The 18,490-nt window shown below is 51.4% G+C and carries 18 protein-coding genes; 6 read left to right on the forward strand and 12 right to left on the reverse strand.

Annotated features, from left to right (window positions below; all coding sequences use genetic code 11):
* Window positions 1–42: 42 nt before the first annotated feature.
* A complete protein-coding gene (locus MKX42_RS20265) occupies window positions 43–477 on the reverse strand; it encodes a CBS domain-containing protein (protein WP_340757748.1) in 435 nt (144 codons plus the stop codon).
* A gap of 63 nt (window positions 478–540) precedes the next feature.
* Entirely contained in the window at window positions 541–1,722 is a 1,182-nt protein-coding gene (locus MKX42_RS20270; RefSeq protein WP_340754077.1) for an amidohydrolase, read from the reverse strand.
* Window positions 1,723–1,962: 240 nt separating this feature from the next.
* On the opposite strand from MKX42_RS20270, the gene MKX42_RS20275 reads away from it, so the two are divergent.
* Window positions 1,963–2,310 (forward strand): YugN family protein, encoded by a 348-nt coding sequence (locus MKX42_RS20275; RefSeq protein WP_340754078.1) that lies wholly within the window; start codon window positions 1,963–1,965, stop codon window positions 2,308–2,310.
* Window positions 2,307–3,575 carry a putative lipid II flippase FtsW gene (ftsW, locus tag MKX42_RS20280; protein WP_340754079.1) on the forward strand — a complete coding sequence of 423 codons (1,269 nt, stop codon included), beginning with the start codon at window positions 2,307–2,309 and terminating at the stop codon, window positions 3,573–3,575. Before MKX42_RS20275 ends, ftsW begins: the two co-directional genes overlap by 4 nt.
* Before the next feature lie 97 nt (window positions 3,576–3,672).
* On the opposite strand, the gene MKX42_RS20285 is transcribed toward ftsW, so the two are convergent.
* On the reverse strand, window positions 3,673–4,038 hold the full coding sequence (locus MKX42_RS20285; protein WP_036695005.1) for an Asp23/Gls24 family envelope stress response protein: 366 nt from the start codon (window positions 4,036–4,038) through the stop codon (window positions 3,673–3,675).
* A 154-nt stretch (window positions 4,039–4,192) separates the two neighbouring features.
* On the opposite strand from MKX42_RS20285, the gene cax reads away from it, so the two are divergent.
* On the forward strand, window positions 4,193–5,263 hold the full coding sequence (gene cax, locus MKX42_RS20290) for a calcium/proton exchanger (protein ID WP_340754080.1): 1,071 nt from the start codon (window positions 4,193–4,195) through the stop codon (window positions 5,261–5,263).
* A 148-nt stretch (window positions 5,264–5,411) separates the two neighbouring features.
* Here cax and MKX42_RS20295 read toward each other — a convergent pair whose 3' ends face one another.
* The 5 genes from MKX42_RS20295 to MKX42_RS20315 form a co-directional block, all read right to left on the reverse strand.
* The gene (locus MKX42_RS20295; protein WP_036695007.1) at window positions 5,412–5,714 is read right to left on the reverse strand and encodes a YlaN family protein; all 303 of its coding nucleotides are present in this window, start codon (window positions 5,712–5,714) and stop codon (window positions 5,412–5,414) included.
* Window positions 5,715–5,895: 181 nt separating this feature from the next.
* On the reverse strand, window positions 5,896–6,138 hold the full coding sequence (locus MKX42_RS20300; protein WP_036695008.1) for an HPr family phosphocarrier protein: 243 nt from the start codon (window positions 6,136–6,138) through the stop codon (window positions 5,896–5,898).
* Between the two features lie 139 nt (window positions 6,139–6,277).
* Entirely contained in the window at window positions 6,278–7,393 is a 1,116-nt protein-coding gene (locus MKX42_RS20305; RefSeq protein WP_340754081.1) for an aminopeptidase, read from the reverse strand.
* A gap of 95 nt (window positions 7,394–7,488) precedes the next feature.
* Window positions 7,489–8,352, reverse strand: a complete 864-nt coding sequence (locus tag MKX42_RS20310; RefSeq protein WP_340754082.1) for a hypothetical protein — start codon at window positions 8,350–8,352, stop codon at window positions 7,489–7,491.
* 174 nt (window positions 8,353–8,526) lie between these two features.
* Window positions 8,527–10,512 (reverse strand): sensor domain-containing diguanylate cyclase, encoded by a 1,986-nt coding sequence (locus MKX42_RS20315; RefSeq protein WP_340754083.1) that lies wholly within the window; start codon window positions 10,510–10,512, stop codon window positions 8,527–8,529.
* Between the two features lie 473 nt (window positions 10,513–10,985).
* Between MKX42_RS20315 and rpsD the strand changes: the two genes are divergently transcribed.
* Window positions 10,986–11,585, forward strand: a complete 600-nt coding sequence (rpsD, locus tag MKX42_RS20320; RefSeq protein WP_340754084.1) for a 30S ribosomal protein S4 — start codon at window positions 10,986–10,988, stop codon at window positions 11,583–11,585.
* A gap of 826 nt (window positions 11,586–12,411) precedes the next feature.
* Here rpsD and MKX42_RS20325 read toward each other — a convergent pair.
* From MKX42_RS20325 to MKX42_RS20340, 4 genes are all read right to left on the reverse strand, one after another.
* On the reverse strand, window positions 12,412–12,654 hold the full coding sequence (locus MKX42_RS20325) for a hypothetical protein (RefSeq protein ID WP_340754085.1): 243 nt from the start codon (window positions 12,652–12,654) through the stop codon (window positions 12,412–12,414).
* A 412-nt stretch (window positions 12,655–13,066) separates the two neighbouring features.
* Window positions 13,067–13,264, reverse strand: a complete 198-nt coding sequence (locus tag MKX42_RS20330) for a YqaE/Pmp3 family membrane protein (protein WP_340754086.1) — start codon at window positions 13,262–13,264, stop codon at window positions 13,067–13,069.
* Window positions 13,265–13,344: 80 nt separating this feature from the next.
* On the reverse strand, window positions 13,345–13,512 hold the full coding sequence (locus tag MKX42_RS20335) for a hypothetical protein (RefSeq protein ID WP_445669334.1): 168 nt from the start codon (window positions 13,510–13,512) through the stop codon (window positions 13,345–13,347).
* A 763-nt stretch (window positions 13,513–14,275) separates the two neighbouring features.
* Window positions 14,276–14,461 (reverse strand): hypothetical protein, encoded by a 186-nt coding sequence (locus tag MKX42_RS20340; protein ID WP_340754087.1) that lies wholly within the window; start codon window positions 14,459–14,461, stop codon window positions 14,276–14,278.
* On the opposite strand from MKX42_RS20340, the gene MKX42_RS20345 reads away from it, so the two are divergent.
* Window positions 14,445–15,185, forward strand: a complete 741-nt coding sequence (locus MKX42_RS20345) for a site-specific integrase (RefSeq protein ID WP_340754088.1) — start codon at window positions 14,445–14,447, stop codon at window positions 15,183–15,185. The genes MKX42_RS20340 and MKX42_RS20345 overlap by 17 nt on opposite strands.
* A gap of 293 nt (window positions 15,186–15,478) precedes the next feature.
* The gene (locus tag MKX42_RS20350; protein ID WP_340754089.1) at window positions 15,479–18,445 is read left to right on the forward strand and encodes a transglycosylase domain-containing protein; all 2,967 of its coding nucleotides are present in this window, start codon (window positions 15,479–15,481) and stop codon (window positions 18,443–18,445) included.
* The last annotated feature ends 45 nt before the right edge of the window (window positions 18,446–18,490 follow it).

The raw sequence follows: 18,490 nt of genomic DNA on the forward strand, positions 1-18,490 counted from the left end.
AGCCCACCTCCGCCTAACGGATATGAGCCATTCGTCATTCTATTAATGCAGCTGCTGGCGCTGCGAGATTTCATGGAGCGCCTCAGCAGCCTCATCTGCGAACATTCTCTTGTCTGCCAAATCACCTAAGGAGACTACTCCGGTCAGCTTCTTGCCCTGCATCACCGGAATGCGCCGGATCTGCGCCGATGCCATCAGCTCTGCCGCTTCCTCCACGGAGGCGGACTCCTGAACGGAGAGGACCTCCCGGCTCATGACTGTCTCCACGGCGGTTGAGCCGGGATGCTTGGCCGCGTACCCGCGGATGACCAGATCGCGGTCCGTAATCACACCAATCAGCGTTGCCCCGTCAGCCGGATCTACCACAGGAATGAAGCCTGTCCCGCTATCTCTCATAGCGACGGCAACCTCATAGATATTGTCCAGCAGAGTAACCGACACCGGCTGCGCGGTCATCACTTCTTTGACTGTCTTCAGAATGAACCCTCCTGTCCACGTTACCATGGCATTTGAGAGTAGTTTTTCCTGGAGCGGTAACATTTATACGGATAATGGCTCATTCAGGCAGGAGTCGGCCATAGCGATCAGCAGCTTCGCGCCATTGAGCATGGCATCCTCATCGAAATCAAATTTGCTGTGATGATGCGGATAGACGGCATCCTTGGCCGCATTGCCCGCACCGACAAAGATGAAACAGCCGGGAATCTCCTGAACATAATAGGAAAAGTCCTCCGCCGGCATAATCTTTTCCATCAGCATCACATCGGCATCTGTACCCAGCGCCTTAGGGGCAACACGGGCGAAGCGTTCATACTCCGTATCGTCATTCACCAGCGGCGGGTACCCCATCAGATAGTCCACCTTCGCCTCGGTACCATAGGCTGCGGCTACGGACGCAGCCATCTCTTCAATGCGGCGGCGGATCAGATGACGCGTCTCTTCATCGAATGCCCGCACTGTCCCCGTAATCCGGCAGCGCTCGGCGATGATATTCTGGGCCGAGCCGCCTTGAATCGTTCCCACGCTGACTACGGCCGGACGCAGCGGATCAACGTTGCGGCTGACAATCGTCTGCAGCCCGGTGACCAGTGCCGCACCTGCCACAATACTGTCTGCTGTGCGGTGGGGCATGCCGCCGTGTCCGCCCCGGCCGGTCAGATCAATGAAGAACTCATCGGCCGAAGCCATCAGCGGCCCCGGCGCACTGCCTACCGTCCCTAGCGGGAACGGCGTCCACAGATGCAGCCCGTAGACGGCATCCGCACCCGCAAGCACGCCTTCCGCAATCATGCCCACTGCACCGCCGGGACAGACCTCTTCCGCCGGCTGGAAGAGAAAGCGGATCTCCCCCTTCAGCTCTTCCCTACGGGAGCTGTAATACGCTGCCGCAGCCAGCAGCATGGCAGTATGCCCGTCATGTCCGCAGGCATGCATGACACCGGGATGCTGTGAAGCATATTCCCGGCCGCTCTCCTCCGTAATATTCAGCGCGTCCATATCGGCACGCAGGACTACCGTTTTCCCGGGCTCCCGGCCCTTTAGTATACCTGTCAATCCGTAGCCTGCTGCACTCCGCAGGACCTCAATCCCCAGCTCCGTGAGCCTTGCTTCAACATAAGCGGAGGTCTCCTTCTCCTGATAGGACAGCTCCGGATGACGGTGCAGATGGCGGCGCCATTTGACCATTTCCGGGAACAGCTCCTCGATCTCTAACCTCTCCATAACTCTCCATTCCCTTCTCTGGCAGCATCCTGCGGATTAACCATCAGGACAAGCCCGTAAGCTCTGCCCGCTCCGCAGCCTGCCAACTTTCTTTTATTGTAGCAGAAACACAAAAAAGTGGGTATCGATCAGCCCGTTCTACCTTGCACAACCCCGGGAAACAGACTATCATGAGGAAGAACAATAACAAATTTTAATTACAAATGAATCATTATACTTCATTAAGGGGAGTTGTGCGCTATGATATTTGAGAACACGGGTCTCGAAGGATTAAAGAGCGACCTTCTTTATCTCGACGAAAGTGCATCCAAGGCAGGATTCATCAGATGGCAATGGGAATACTACCGCGCGACTTATGACTGCAAGATAGAAGACCGCAAGGACGGCGGAGAATACTTCCTGCGCATCAATACCCGTGCTGTGGAGGGGAAGCTGGAGAAGGCGGACGCGGTGCTGGCGATTGAAGCCGTCTATCTGGGCAAGGCCACATTCCCCCACGGACTGGAATACGAATCTCCGGTGCCTCAGCCGGTGCTTGAGGTAGCCCGGAAGCATATCCATGAATTGAAAGCGCTGCTGGAAGCTTGAGTACTGCGAAGGGAAAGACGGCCTCCAAGGCCAGCCCGCCCAAAAGAGGAACGCCCGATTTCCAGTTACTCATTCTCACCCTGCTGTTCGTAGGCTTCGGCCTGCTTATGGTATTCAGCTCCAGCTCCAGCCTGACACTGGCCAACAAGCTGTTCAGCAATAACGCATTCTTTTTCGTCAAACGCCAATTTGTCTGGGCCGTGCTGGGTACCTTCATCATGTTCGTTGTCATGAATATCCACTACAGCAAATTCAAGAAATGGTACGCGCCGATCTTCGTGATCACCCTCGTCCTGCTGCTGTTCGTCGCCACCACAGAGGGGATTAACGGCGCAAAGAGCTGGATGAGCATCGGCACCTTTGGGATTCAGCCTACCGAGCTGGCCAAACTCTCCATAATCCTCTATCTGGCTGCCCTGATCACCAAAAAAGGCGAGCGGCTGCGCGATTTGCGGACAGGATATATCCCGGTCATGATCATTGTCGGCATCGTAGCCGGACTGATTATGCTCCAGCCGGATCTCGGCTCCTGTATGATTCTTGTCGCTACCAGCGGACTGATCGTCTATGCCGGCGGTGCCAGCATGAAGCACATTATGGGCTCAATCGGCTTGCTGATTCTGGGTGTAGCGCTCGTCTGGGGGGCCAAGACCGCCATCGACTCCCTGTCTCCGCACACCGAGAAGGCTGAGATCAAGCAGGATTACCGTCAGGGCCGGATTGAAGCCTTCCTTGACCCGGAGAAAGATCCCTCGGGCAACGGCTATCAGATCATGCAATCCCTGATCGCCCTGGGCGAAGGCGGAACACAAGGCTCCGGGTTCGGTAAAAGTATCCAGAAGCTTCACTACCTGCCTTATCCGTATACAGACTTTATATTTTCCGTCATCGGTGAGGAGCTGGGCTTCGTGGGAACAGCGTTGTTCCTTCTGCTGTACCTGTATTTCATCTGGAGGGGCATCCTGATCTCCCTGCGGTGTACAGATCCGTTCGGCACCCTGGTCGGCGTCGGCATTATGGGTCTGATTGCCATTCAGGCCTTCATCAACATCGGCGGTGTCACGAAAACGATCCCGATGACCGGGGTCACCCTGCCCTTCATCAGCTACGGCGGCTCCTCCCTGCTCGTCACCATGCTCTGTATGGGGATTATGCTCAGCATCTCACGGGAAACCAACCGGCCGGCCAAGGAGGAAGTCGTGAAGTCTGTGACTACAGTCAGACAGGTGCGCAACAGCAGAAGTGCAGGCACACGCGCACGCTAAGAGGCTACCTACATACAGATGAGGGTTGAGCCAAGTAGAAAGGCAGTCCGGAATATATCCGGACTGCCTTTTGCATGGATGCCTAATATAATTGTGCTTAAGAAATCTCGTCGTTCTTGAACGCTACGCCTTCGACCTTAACGTTGACCTCTACGATGTGAAGTCCAGTCATACTCTCCACAGCCTCGCGGACATTCTGCTGAAGCATGCGGCACACTTCATGAATCGGAGTTTCGTACAGTACGATGATGCGCAGATCTACTGCGGCTTCCAGTTGGCCCACTTCGACAGTAACACCCTTCTGCACGTTCTTGCCGCTCAGGCGCTTTGCCCAGCCCTCTGACAAACCGCCAGACATGGCTGCAATTCCGGGAGTCTCAAGCGCGGCCAGGCCGGCAATTTTTGAGACAACGTCATTCGATATCCGTATATTACCCAATTCCAGTTGAAGCTGTTCTGCCATGCCATATCCCCCCTACTCTCATTATCAATTATTGTAATTCCAAAGCAGGCTAAAAAGCAAATGACTTTCTCTCACCCCCGTTTACAGCCAGGAACAATTTGGGTATATTGATTATGAATTCAACCTACATATAGAGACTGGAGAGTGCTTAACCTTGAAAAAATGGATCTCACCGGCGCTGCTGGTCATCAGCTTTATCCTCAGCGCCATAGGGCATTACGCGAATTGGGATCATACCCTTCAGTTCGTATTATCCGCCGTTTCGGTCATCTTCGTGGCCGGCTTCCTCGGCCGGGCCACCGAGAGTGTAGCTCACTACGCCGGGCAGCGGCTTGGAGGGTTCCTAAACGCAACCTTCGGCAATGCGGCCGAGCTGATCATCGCCTTCTTCCTGGTCAAGGAAGGACTGTTTGACATGGTCAAAGCGAGTCTGACCGGCTCCATTATCGGTAACCTGCTGCTCGTCCTCGGATTAAGTATATTTGCCGGGGGCATGAAGTTCAAGGTTCAGAACTTCAATGTCACACTCGCCGGTCTGAACGGCTCGCTGATGATCGTTGCGGTCATCGCCTTGTTCGTCCCGGCCATGTTCTTCAACACGCATTCCATCACCGAGAAAGACACCAATGTACTTAGTCTTGTCGTCGCCGGCCTGCTGATTGCCGCCTACCTCGCCTGGCTGGTCTTCTCCATGATCACACACAAGAAGTATCTGGCAGATGTTACGGACGATACGGCGGAAGAGCTGCCGAATGAGCATGCTCCAGTCTGGTCCCGGAACCGTTCAATCCTCTATCTCGTCCTTGCCACCGTGATGGTCGCCTTCGTCAGTGAATGGCTGGTCGGAACGCTGGAGACGCTCACCGAGCGCTTCGGCTTCAGCGAGCTGTTCGTCGGTGCATTCCTCGTAGCGATTATCGGTAACGCCGCTGAACACAGCGCAGCCATTATGCTCGCCATGAAGAACAAGATCGGAGCCGCAGTCGAGATTGCCGTAGGCAGCAGTCTGCAGATTGCCCTGTTCGTCGCTCCGGTGCTGATCTTCGCCAGTTATTTCATGGGCAACACCATGTCGATTGTGTTCACCACAATTGAGATTGTAGCCATTGCCGTATCGGTGTTCATCGCCAAATCCATTATTCAGGACGGCGCAACCAACTGGTATGAGGGTCTCCTGCTGCTGGCGGTCTACTTGATTCTCGGCGTATCGTTCTATCTGGTCTGAAGTCCTTCTGAGGTCCTATAGCTCCATTAAAAAAAACGCACATGATCGACCCCCGGGTCCTTCATGTGCGTTTTGTTGAAAATATAAGAATTAAACGGAACCGTCCTTAACAAGGACGGCAAAGCCGTTTCCACTTGATGACCGGGACTTACATCTCCCGCTCCTCAGCCTTCTTGTTCAGTGCCTCATACAGCACAGCCAAATTGCGTTCCAGCTTGCTCAGCACCTGCTTGCCTGTAAGCTCCGGCACCAGCCCCGCTCTGACCGCAAAATCGACCTCTCTGGAGAAGCCGTACATCTGGGTATCCAGCACTTCCTCATAGAGAGGGCAGTAACGGGTTGCCAAATTCTCCATCTGTACTTCAATGAGCTTCTGAATTTTATCGGCATCTTCTTGAAGAAGATTGATTGCTTTGATATTGAGCTGTTCCTGCAAATCCGATGAAGTCATGCATTTTCCCCCCCATGTCCAAAAGTTACAGCAGCGATTGCTTATTATTCTTAATATTAGTCGAAATTAGGACCTAATACAAGATTTCAGTTTGGGTTATTGCTGAAGTCCCTGCAAAATCACCCCGCTGCACAGCAAAGACGCCCAGCCGCAAGGCCGGACGTCTGAGAAGAAACTGGAATTACTCTGCTACTACTGTAAAATTCAAATTGTGTTTGGCAAAAACTTCGCTCATGGCTTTCTTAGCTTCCTCGGCATCTGTACCATGTACATGCAGCTCGTAGCTTTGGCTGGATACCAGAGTAGTGAACAAGCCCAGGATGCTCTTAACATCAATGTACTTGTTGTCCGCTTGAAGAACGATAGATGAATTAAATTGGCTTGCTGTCTGTGCAATATCCACGATTGCCGCATTGTTGGACATAGGAATCCCTCCGCAACTTGATTATAAACTTATGTTCACTTGTTACCAATTCCATGATACATTGAATCCGCTTACTCACGCAAGGTGTTTCTTGGAAACAGGCATTACGTGCTTTTGGAATCACCGCTTTTGTACTATTTTATTTCAGGTTCTCCGGATTCAGACCTTCCAGCTCCGGCACCACAAAAATTCCATCCTTACGGATCAGCACATCGTCGAAGTAAATTTCGCCGCCGCCGTAATCAGGACGCTGAATCAGCACGAGGTCCCAGTGAATGGACGAACGGTTGCCGTTGTCCGTCACATCATAAGCCTGGCCCGGTGTGAAGTGCAGACTGCCGGCAATTTTCTCATCGAACAGAATATCCTTCATCGGATGCAGAATATAAGGGTTGAAGCCGATGGCGAACTCACCAATATGGCGCGCGCCGTCGTCGGAATCCAGAATTTCATTCAGGCGTGCGGTATCATTGCTGGCAGCCTCTACGATCCGGCCGTTCTCGAATGTGAACTTCACATTCTCGAAGGTCACCCCGTTATAGATCGAAGCGGCATTATAGCTTATCGTTCCATTCACGGAATCGCGGACAGGCGCGCTGTACACTTCTCCGTCCGGGATATTTTTCTGGCCGGAGCATTTCTCCGCCCCGATTCCCTTGATGGAGAATGTAAGATCTGTTCCGGGACCGGATATACGCACCTTGTCGGTTCTGCGCATAAGCTCAGCCAGCGAATCCTGGGCTTTATCCATTTTGGCATAATCCAGATTGCAGACTTCGAAGTAAAAGTCCTCAAAGGCCTCGGTACTCGTGTTCGCGAGCTGGGCCATACTGGCGTTAGGATAACGAAGTACTACCCATTTGGTGTACTTGACGCGCTGCTCGCTATGTACCGGGTGGGAATACAGGGAGTTGTATAGCTTCATGTTCTCTTCCGGCACATCGGACAGATCATTGACATTCTCACCGGCACGGATGCCGATATAGCAGTCCATCTGTTTCATTCGGTTCAGGTCAATCTCCGCCCAGGTCTTAATTCCTTCAGGTGTTGCATATTTGAGCATACTGCGCAGAACAGTGCGGTCAGTCAGCTGCACAAATGCATGGCCTCCGGCCTTCCCCACTTCCTCCACAACGGCTTTGATCAAATCTCGTTCACTGCCGATCATTTCGACGAGCACATTCTCGCCGGGCTGTACGTTTACGGAGTAACCTACAAGGTTCGCCGCAAGCTTTTGAATCCGGGGATCATTCATCTGTCTCTCTTCCTTCCTCTTGCTGAAAATAAACATACCGTTATATTGTAGCATGCCTGTTCTAGAGCGCAAGCCATCTGCGGGAAGGAAACCGCTCACTCATAACCGTAAAAATCCACCTGCGTAATATAGGCTTCTTCCGTGATCCCTCCGGCCTTGCCGGGATAGGTTAGGGTGCGGTTCCAGGTCAGCCGGGTGGGCAGATTCCGCTTCAAGTCGACCTTAAGATAATATACTGTGCGGATATCCGCCTGGTTCAGCCTCTGCTGGAGCTCTGTCCGCTTCTGTTCCCATAGTGCGCTCTTAGCCGCAAGTGCCTTAGCGTGAGTGTCAGCGTGCGTAGCAGCGTCTATTCTGGCAGCCGGCTTGATCGCCTGCATCTTCTGCGCAAGCTCTGCCGAGAGCTGTCTGCGCGCCTCCGCTGCCGTTAATTCAATCCTCAGGACCCGGGTCCCTCTGGCGCTGCCCGCTTCCTCCGTCACCTTCTTGCCCATCTTCTCCAGCGCCTCCATCTGGCGCAGCGGATTCAGCTCCTCCAGCGGATTGCTGCCGCTAAGGGCCGGAGAGGCCTGCTTCATCGTCCATTTCCCGTCTTCCTTCACCATCCGCGTATAGTAGACTGGCGCATCACCCGAGCCCTGCTTCAGAGAATGCAGTCCGGACTCCGCTGCTGGAGCAGGTTGCCCGCCGTCCGGCAGGAGCGAATAGAGGCTGATCTGGTTGTGATCCACAATCTTCCCCCCATAGTAGAGCGAAGATTCCGGGACCGTCTTCCCGTCGATCAGCAGAGCAGCTCCTCCTTCGAAGGACACTCCGTCAGTGCCATCCATCCCCGCCATTACCAGATTCAAATCCTCCGCAGCCGGCCTGTCCTTCATCACCGTGCACCCGCTGAATGCAAGGCTGGAGAGCATCAGCAGTGCTAGAAATCCCATGCGGACACGTGGTAAGTTCATCATGGCCATCAAGCCCTTTCCGCAAAAAGTTGAGTGCACCTGCATTCTACCTAGGGTCTCCCTGAATGCTGGGCTTATACGCCGGATGACTCCCCCCCCCCCACAAAGTGACGCTTAAGTTTCGATGTCTATTCAAAAAGAAAAATCCTTAAGGACTAAGCCCAAGGATTCTTCGAATTATTTCTCTGTGGTTTTGTTATCGATCACTACCTGGTTGCGCCCGTTGTTCTTGGCTTCGTAGAGCGCCATGTCCGCCCGGTAAAAGAGAGATTCGACACTGACCCGGTCATCGGTCCAGCTCCACTCGGCGACCCCGCAGGACACGGTCACACGCGGCTCCGTCTCTCCCATCACACGCTTGCGGATACGTTCCCCTACGAATACAGCCTGCTGCACTCCAAGCTGAGGCAGATAGACCGCAAGCTCTTCCCCGCCCCATCTGGCGGCGACATCCCCCTGACGTATCGAGGTCTTCACGATGTCGCTGACCTGCTTCAGGATTTTGTCCCCCTTCTGATGTCCATAGGTGTCGTTCACCATCTTGAACTGGTCAATGTCGACCACAATCAGGGTTCCGCAAAAATCACTCGACTGCCGCTGCTTAATCTCTTCATCCAGATAGTGACGGGCGAAGAGTCCGGTCAGCGTATCCCGGTTCGCCAGGCGGCGCACCTCGGCATGAAGCCTCGCATTTCCGACAGCCAGCCCGATATGACCGGCCATCGCCTGCAGCAGCCTGTAGCTGTCATAGGAGAAGAAGTGGGCCTGCTTATGCGCCAGCATAATGGCTCCCCGCACCTCCCCGCCCACATTCAGCGGAGTAGCGATCAGCGACTGTGAGCCGGTAGCATCCATCAGCGTCGAGGTCTGCCCCGCAGCATATTTGTAATCGGAGAGCAGCAGCGGCTCTCCCGTAGCGTAAACCTTACTGCCGAGTCCCATATTGCCATCCAATATTTCACGCAGCAGCGGCAGATAATTGCAGGCTATTACCTCAAGCCCGCCGCGTTCTTCATTCATATGGAGAATACAGCAATAATCCGCCTCGAACATAGCTAGCAGCTCTTCAAAAGCAAACTGGAAAATATCGCCGAGCCTGAGACTCTGATTCAGCCGCTGCGTAAGCTCATTGCTCATGCGCAGCTCCCTGATCAGCTGATTGGAGCGTTCATACAGCTTCGCATTCTCGAAGGCTGTACCAGCGGTATCCGCGACCATGGTCAGGAAGCTAAGATCCAGCTCATGGAAGGACGCCTTGTCCATAATCATATGAAACACACCGTATACCCCCTGCTTGCCGCCGAGCGGAAGCCCTACCTCTACATTCCCGTTCTCTTCCCTCCCGGTATGAAGCGTAACCCGCCCATCCTTGAAGGCCCGTGCACAGACATCATTATCTGCCCATGTCAGCGGAAGCGGCTTGACCTGAGGATGCGTGCTGCGATGGTCCTGGGACATGAACAAATCAAGCCGCGCTCCCGGGTACATCGCAGCGATACTGTCAATGACTTCCGTCAGCACGGCGTCTACATCGATGTTGTCATGCATACGCTGGACAATCTGAAAAAGCAGCGAACGGCGGCTGCCCTCACGCTCGGCATGCAGATGAATCCCCGCAAGATCCGAGACAAACACATGCTCAAACCGGTGATAAAAGCAGGTCTGGAAATGCATCGACATGGCTTCAGCCGTATGCTTCCCTCCCGACTCATACTGCTCCGCAGGCATTCTGCAGCCAAGCACAGCAAATATTTCCCGGTGCCCGCGCGTAAATACCGGCAAAGCCAGAAGTGAATAGGCTTGTCCTTCCTCCAGAACCTCGGCAGCATACATCCCGCCTGTCTGCAGGCAGATTCCCGCCGCTTCTTCCCACTCTGCTCTCCAGCGCCCCTGCCGGAATTCAGAGCCGGGCTCAATCCAATCACCTTCATAATTCAGCACACACCAGCTCCAGGTCTTCGCGAAGGAGGGGACTCCCTGTCCTTGCCATTCCCTGAAACTCTCGGCAATCAAGCTGGCGGCGTAGGGAAAATCGTGAGACACGATATCCGTCTCCTTCAGCCAGGCGGCGGGATCTTCATACTCTCCGCCGGATTGCCTCATGTCCTGTAACAGCATACGGCCGTCCCGATCCCTATGGCCGTATGCCTCCTGCTCTGACATAAAGAGGACCTCCTTTGCATCTTCAATCAGGCCAGACCGGAGTAGCCCCCAGATTTTATAATAGAGACATTACCAATCCAGCGTAAATATAGTCAGGATATTTTGAAATCACAGTTTTCCGATAACATCCAATTAGTTATATTTTACTCCCTTTCTTGAGGTATTGCATTATATTTTCCGCAAAACCGGGTTTTTTTTTAGGACCAAAGAACTAACGACAAAGAAAGACAAAAACTCTTTCAAGTTGCGCTTGACTTTGCCTGTCATTTTCATATAATATTTATTGTTGAACAAGACTGTAATAAGTCTTATTGGGCGTAACGTTGTGTCACCCTCTACGCATTTCGTTACTGCCAGGGCAGCGGCTGAACTTCCCTCGGCAGTGTGAAACCATTTAACGCTTTCACGGATACGAATTGCGGCGCAAATAGGCCCTACAATAAATTTTTTCATTAAAAGGAGTCTACTATAATATGGCACGTTACACCGGACCTAAATTCAAACTCAGCCGCCGTCTGGGCATTTCCCTTAGCGGTACAGGCAAAGACCTGAAACGCCCTTTCCCACCAGGACAGCACGGCGCTAACCAACGCAGAAAAGTAAGTAACTACGGAATGCAGCTTTTGGAAAAACAAAAACTGCGCCACATGTACGGCCTGGGCGAAAAGCAGTTTAAAACTCTTTTCACTAAGGCACAAAAGCTCCAGGGTATTGCGGGCGAAAACTTCATGTTCCTGCTCGAAAGCCGCCTGGACAACCTGGTTTACCGTCTTGGATTCGCTAACTCCCGTGCAGGCGCACGCCAGTTGGTATCCCACGGCCACGTAACCGTTAACGGCAAAAAAGTCGACATCGCTTCTTACCGTGTAAGCATTGGCGACGTTATCGGACTTCGCGAAAGAAGCCGCGCTATGACTTCGATCAAAGAAGCTCTCGACAACCGCTCCCACCTTCCAGGCTACCTGGAATATGCTGACGGATCATTCGAAGGTAAATTCCTTCGTCTGCCAGAACGTGCCGAGCTGTCCCAGGATATCGATGAGAAGCAAATCGTCGAATTCTACAACCGTTAATAGCGGTTGATCGCAAACAAGTCTTTATTAAACCCCGAAAGCCCTATAACACTGGGCTTCCGGGGTTTTTTCGTTCAGAGACATACGGCAGGATAATGCAATAAAATGCACCGAAGTGGGGCTAATCATTATGTGGGTAGACGCTAATAACGTGTATATTAGATCATGAAAAGAGCCGCATGGAGGATTTCCATACGGCTTTTTTTATAATTCATCCTTCTAATTCGATAAATTCTGCATGTTCTGGATCATACATCGCCCATTCAATTCAAGCACTCTAAATAATCGATCTATGCCACTGACAATCCGGTTCTCGATCCGCAGCAGGCCGCAGAGGTAGCACAAAGGCACTCCATCAGTATCCCTTATGCTATTGCCTTGTACCAATATGCAGGTATCGTCCGCTGCGAAGAGGCTGAGGAGTCGCACGGTAGGCCGGTGCTGATAATCAAGCACAAGCCGTACGACATGCTGAGGTTCTGAGGTCAGGCAAATTTGCCTGAACAGCAAAAGAGCCGTCCAGGTTATCCCTGCGGCGGCTCTTCCTTATCTCGCTTCATCTTCTCTTCTATGGCTGTAATGATGTAATCGTTCAAACTCATACCGGCAGCCTTAGCTGCTTCCTCATAAACACTGCTTTTTGACCTTTTGGAACAAATGGATAGAGCCGATCATAATTCGCTGAATTGTATTTATTCTTTGCTCGGGTTGAAGCAGCGCTAGTCCTTCTAAGGAAAGCCACAAAGGAGACAAACAAAAAAGGAACCACAAAACGCAGCCACCGCGGCAAACGTAAATAGGTGTACAGCTTTGTACTAACACATCGCTATTTACCGTAGCGTAAACAGCCGGATTTAACGATCGGAATCATACTTACAGCTTTTGCAATAGTTTTAAATGCCCCGCCCGCCGTATTAGCAAACCCCGTATTGGCGTCTTTGCCGTCTGTACGGACATAGTAGGTGATATCCGCTGATGTGGCTGTAACCACGGGCGTATTGACTCTCGTCCCGTTGCCGATTACCAGTTCCCTGGTATTCGTGATATAGCCCGGTTCTCCAACATCCAATGGACCATAGGCACACAAGCCCAGGCGGAAGCTGGCACCGATAACACTACAGATATGTCGCCTTTGCGAGTGGCGCAGGCGATTACAGCGCGGACGGCAGTCATTGACGGCGGTACATTTTAAGGAGGGATAGGCGTGGCGAATAAGATACAGTTTAAACGCGGCACCAAGGCTCAACTTACCTTAAAGATACTGAAAAAACCCTGATCTCTAAGACTATACAATTGATTTTATAAAGGGAGTTTGGAGCTTCACAACATACGGCCAAATTTTCATTGATTGCTGCATATCTCCAACAACTGATAACTGACTAACTTAATTAATGAGCTTGGAGGCACAGGTTCTTCATTAATTTTTGAGATACAAAAAGCCCCGCCAGTTTGGCGAGACTCCGTAAATGGATAAGTTATTTTTAAATCCTTCCGCGCTCAATAGCTCTAATCAGTTCCTTATTCCGTTGATCCGCTTTATAACTGTTAACAATAAATAAAGCATGAATCACTCCTGGTACATAGCCAGCAATGCATAAAATAATATTCAGTATGAACGATCCGGGTTTTTTGCAGAAAAGAACAGCAAGTGGCGGAATAAAGCAGAGAAAGTAAAGCATAACGAACCCCCAATTAAAATAAATGTTAGGTATATAGTACCATATTTGAGAGTTAAACAGTTTTTATTTTTGTAATGCTGCTATCTGGGCATCCAGGTCGCTAATTTCATTTTTGGATTTACCGCCCCAACCTTGAGCTGCAGCAGGTCAGAGACGTGCAGCCCGCTATGAATGCCCATGCTGAAGAAGATGTAATTCCGTAAGCTGGTCACCTTCAGGTAGTTCTGAATTTGGACAATGATCTCCATGCCCCGGATCGGCTGGACTCGTTCATATCATCACCTCATTAATTCATTTTGGCAAACAAAAAGAGCCGCTTTTCAGCGACCCTGCTCTGATCATTATCTTATACTATCTACAGATAGAACCTCTTGGTCCTATCTGAGAAATATTCGCAGCGTTGTTGCTAATCATTACAAAGCCACCGTTATAAATTAAGTATGTGAAATCTCCGTAAGTGGAATTCTGAGGATCTACTTCTGGAGATACATAAATAATAAATGCATTACATACCCTTTGTCCGCTAATCATTGTAAAGTCGACCGCTTGGTAAATATATGAAGATACTTGATTTGGATTCATGAAGTGCGGCGGCACTCTCCTTCCATTTTGTTGACTTTGAAGTCCATAACTTTGCATACTATTTTCTCTCCCTTGGAAATATTTTGCTTTCGAGATATACTATGCAATGACCTTTCTAGGTGTTAACCCTAATTATGAAAAATTACTGCTTTTCAGTCCCCCATCGTTTGATGCTTCCTGTTTTAATTGAAAACGGTATGCCGCCTCGTTAAATTACTACGCTATCAATATATCACGAAAGAAAGGTCACCTTTCTGCCGCTTGAGCAGCTCCGATATATTCACATGGCTTAACGCCTCAAAAACAAACAGCAGTTTGAAAATGGCTTTGTTCCGGCGCTTTGTATAAGTGTCCTTGCTGATCGGATAATCATGCTTCTGTAGGTACACGACAAAATCAGGAACATAGGCTGATTTCATATACCTTTCTTCAATTAATCAGCCGTTCCGGCTCATCTAGCCGGTTCACCGCTTCCCGGATGTTCCGGGCGAAAGCGTCCTGATCTTCAATGCCGGTGATAAAGTTACGTGTGTGGTAACGCTCGAACAAATTCTCTATTCTCCACAGCGCTCTTCTTATGTCCAGGTCTTTAACTTTGATGTCGTCAGTATTCAATCTACGACCTCCCCGCTGCCAGTTGGTCAAATACCTTTGTTTCAGCAAAATTAATCTTGAGGTCAACGACGACCTGGACAATGTGTTAACAGCGCAGGAATTGAATGTGTTTCTTAAGTCAGCTGAGCAAGAAAACATTACCAACTACACCATGCTGATGCTTCTTGCTTATTCAGGAATCCGCAAGGGGGAGGCGATGGCGCTCAGATGGAAAAACATCAATTTTGAGCAATCAACTTTGACTATCGAAGCCACGCGAGATATACATGGATATCGTACGCCAAAGACTAGACGCAGTTTCCGTACCGTTCCAATTGATGCGCTTCTAATCAAGCAACTGGCCGCTTATCAAAAATGGTGTGTAGAAACCAAGTTCGCTTATGGGATGAAGCTCGACAAGATGAATGATTTTATCTTTATTTCGTTCCAGGACGGACAACCTGTAGCTGGCAACATAACGTTCTATTCTTTCAAGCGGGTATTTGACAGACTGAAGAAGCAGGGCGTAGATATCAAACCTATATCCGCTCACGGACTTCGACACACGCATGCAACGTTGTTAATTAATCAGGGTATTCCAGTGCAAACGATCGCCGACCGCTTAGGCAATACACCCGATATGATTCTTAATATCTATTCTCATTCCTTCAAGGAGTTTGAGATGAAGGCAGTCTCCGCTTTCAGCGAAAGTCTTACGAGTGGGGCTAATGTTGGGGCTAACTAGAAATCAAAAACCGCTAGACCGCTATACTGCTGGGGTTTTAGACTTGAGCGAATTCTACAACCGTTAAGATTCGCTTACAGTGGAATCTGATCAAAGCTCCCGGATTTCTATCCGGGAGCTTTTTTTAATGATAAGAATTTATATGTTTTGGGGCCCCCGCAAAGTATCTGAGTCATCATCCAAGCTGAAGTCCCTACTTTGAGGGGTTATTATAAAAATCCTCTCCGGCAGAAGCGCATTCAAAATCGCCAAATTGTGCTATAATAGTTCCGTTAAAAGGAGGATTATCGTCGATGGTTGAGGAGAAGAAAAAGAAGACCGCAAAACAGCGTCCACCGCGCAGATCCTGGCTCCGCAGGTTCGGTTCAGTTGTGAAGTGGATGTTCATACTCGGTATACTCGGCTGCCTGTTCGCCGGCGGCGCTGTAGCCGGCTACGTCACTTCAATAGTGAAGGACGACCCGGTCCGGCCCGAAGAACTAATCCAGCAGCAGGTTGGGCTGAACGCCATTACCGGCTTTGCCTATTTCAGTGACGGACAGCCGATCGGCCAGCTCCGCACAGAAGAAGACCGCAGACTTATTGAATTCAACGATATTCCGCAGCTTGTGATTGATGCCGTTCTCGCTATAGAGGACAATAATTTCTACAATCATAAAGGGGTGGATTTCAGCGGCACCCTGCGGGCCGTCAAGCAAAAGGTACTGAACGAATCCGTTCAGACCGGGGGCAGCACCCTTACCCAGCAGCTTGCACGGCGCGTGTTCCTGAACCTGGACCGCACGGAAGACCGTAAGGTGAAGGAGATCCTGCTGTCCCTGCGGCTGGAACGCTTCTTGTCCAAGCAGGAAATTTTAACGGCTTATTTAAATAAGGTTCCTTTCGGGAACGGTTCCAACGGCTATAATGTATTCGGTATCAAGGCTGCCGCCAAAGGCATCTTCGGCCTGGATGATCTGGAGAAGCTGAACGTGGCCCAGGCGGCATATCTCGCCGGCTTGCCGCAGCTCCCCTCCAAGTATTCTGCGTTCAACGGCGTAGGCGAATTCAACGAGACGGCCTTCGGCCGGGCGATGGACCGCCAGAAGCTGGTCTTACGGCGGATGCTGGAGGAGAACAAAATTACCACTTCCCAGTACGACGAGGCGCTGCTCTTCGACATCAAGAGCTCTCTTGCACCGCATACCAAGAAGGCCTATGCCACCTTCCCTTATCTCATGATGGAAACTGAACGCAAAGCGTCCGAGATCCTGTTGAAGCTGAACCAGGGTACGTCAGACAAGGCGGCCACTGCTGCCGATTCTGCACAGCTTCTGGAGGAAGCCCGCCAGCAGTTAATGACCGGCGGCTACCGTGTGTACACCACCATAGACAAGAAAGTGTACAGTGCGATGCACAGCATCTCGGATGACAGCAGTAATTTCACCAAGGACAGCAAAGCCAGAGGCAAGGAACAGACGGCCGGTATGATGATCAACAATAAGACGGGCGCGATTCTCGGTATGATTGAAGGTCGTGATTTCAACATCGAGCAGATGAACTACGCCACTCAGATGATCCGCCAGCCCGGCTCCACCATGAAGCCGATTGCAGCGTACCTGCCTGCATTGGATGCAGGGCTCATTCAGCCTGCCGGCATTCTGGATGATGCGCCGATTGTCATGAAGGACGGGGGTAAAGGCTACCACATTCCCAAGAACGCCAACAACCGTTATCAGGGTCTCGTTACCGCCCGTTATGCCCTGAACAAATCCCTGAACCTTCCGGCCTTGAAGCTGTTCAACGACAAGGTGGGTATTGAGAAGGCCTGGGCCTTCTCCAAGAAGCTGGGGATTACTACCATCCAGGACAATGACTATAGTGCTCAGACCGGGGTTATCGGGGGGCTGCGTTACGGGGTATCCGTGGAAGAGCTGACCAACGCTTATTCCTCCATCGGTAACGGCGGTGCCTTCAATGATGCTTATATGATCGAGAAGATCGTGGACAGTCAGGGTAAAATCGTCTACCAGCATAAAGTTAACCCGGAGCAGGTCTTCTCCAAGCAGACCGCTTATCTGATGACGGATATGCTGCGCACCGTAATTACTGACGGAACAGCAACTACAGTGAAGAGGAGCTACAAGCATTTCAAGGAAGTTCCGATTGTCGGCAAAACCGGCTCTACCCAGAACTATGGGGATGTCTGGTTCATGGGCTATTCCCCGGATGTCACCCTTGGAATTTGGGTGGGCTACAAAGAGCAGGTCAATACCCTTCAGGGGGATACGCAGAAGCGTCAGGCGCAGACCCTGTGGGCCAAGGTAATGAATACAGTGATTGACAAACGTCCCGAGCTGTTCACCACGAAGGAATTCGCCCAGCCGGAGGGTATCGTCAAGGCGACAGTCTCGGCATACAGCGGCAAGAAGCCATCCAAGCTGACGGACAGATTCACAACGGATCTGTTCAACGCGAAATTTGTTCCTAAGGAGAGCGACGACGGAATTTCCAATGCCAAATACATCACTTATAACGGGGTGAACTACATCCCTCTGGAAGGAACTCCTGAGGATTTCTTGAAGGAGAAGATCGTAGTCAAGCGCGAGAAGCCGATTCAGGAGCTGGTCAAAGAGCTGCGGGCCGCCTTCCCGGCGATGAAGTCGCATGAGTCACTATCGTACTACATGCCGCAGGATGCCAAGACCGACTATCCGACCGAAGTCGATCCGCGTGTCGATGATGGCAACGGGCCAAGTGCTCCCGGTGAAGTCATGGTCTCCTACAGTACGGGTAAAGCTGTAGTTACCTTCACTCCAAGCGGTTCGCCGGATGTTGTGGGCTACCGCCTCTACCGTTCTTTGAACGGCGGATCTTTCCAGAAGCAGGCCGTTCTTGCGGCTGGAGAGAGTACCGTCTTCAAGCCGGGTACTCCGGCAAGCGCTAATGCTACCTTCTATGTGGCTGCCGTAGACGTAGCCGGACATGAGACTGCTTCCGGCAGTGTGGCTGGCGGCATTAAGCCGACACCGGAGCCTACGGCTACTCCAGAACAGACGCCGGATGCTGAGCCGACACCGGACGCCGGAATCATCCCGGACAGTACGGAAGACCCTGGCATGATCATTGTTCAGCCGCCTGCTGTGGATACTTCAATTCCGCTAGGCGGAAACAGCGGCGGAAATGCCACGGGTAATAACAGCGGGAAGCCTGCAGGCAATGCCAACGGGAATACGGGCGGGAATGCCGCCACTAACGCAACAGGCAATACCGGACGTTAAGCTGGACAGACAGACTTCAGTGTAAGCTTCAAAAGCCCGTTCCCC

Source organism: Paenibacillus sp. FSL R7-0204, from assembly GCF_038002225.1.
In the GTDB taxonomy this organism is placed as follows: domain Bacteria; phylum Bacillota; class Bacilli; order Paenibacillales; family Paenibacillaceae; genus Paenibacillus_AQ.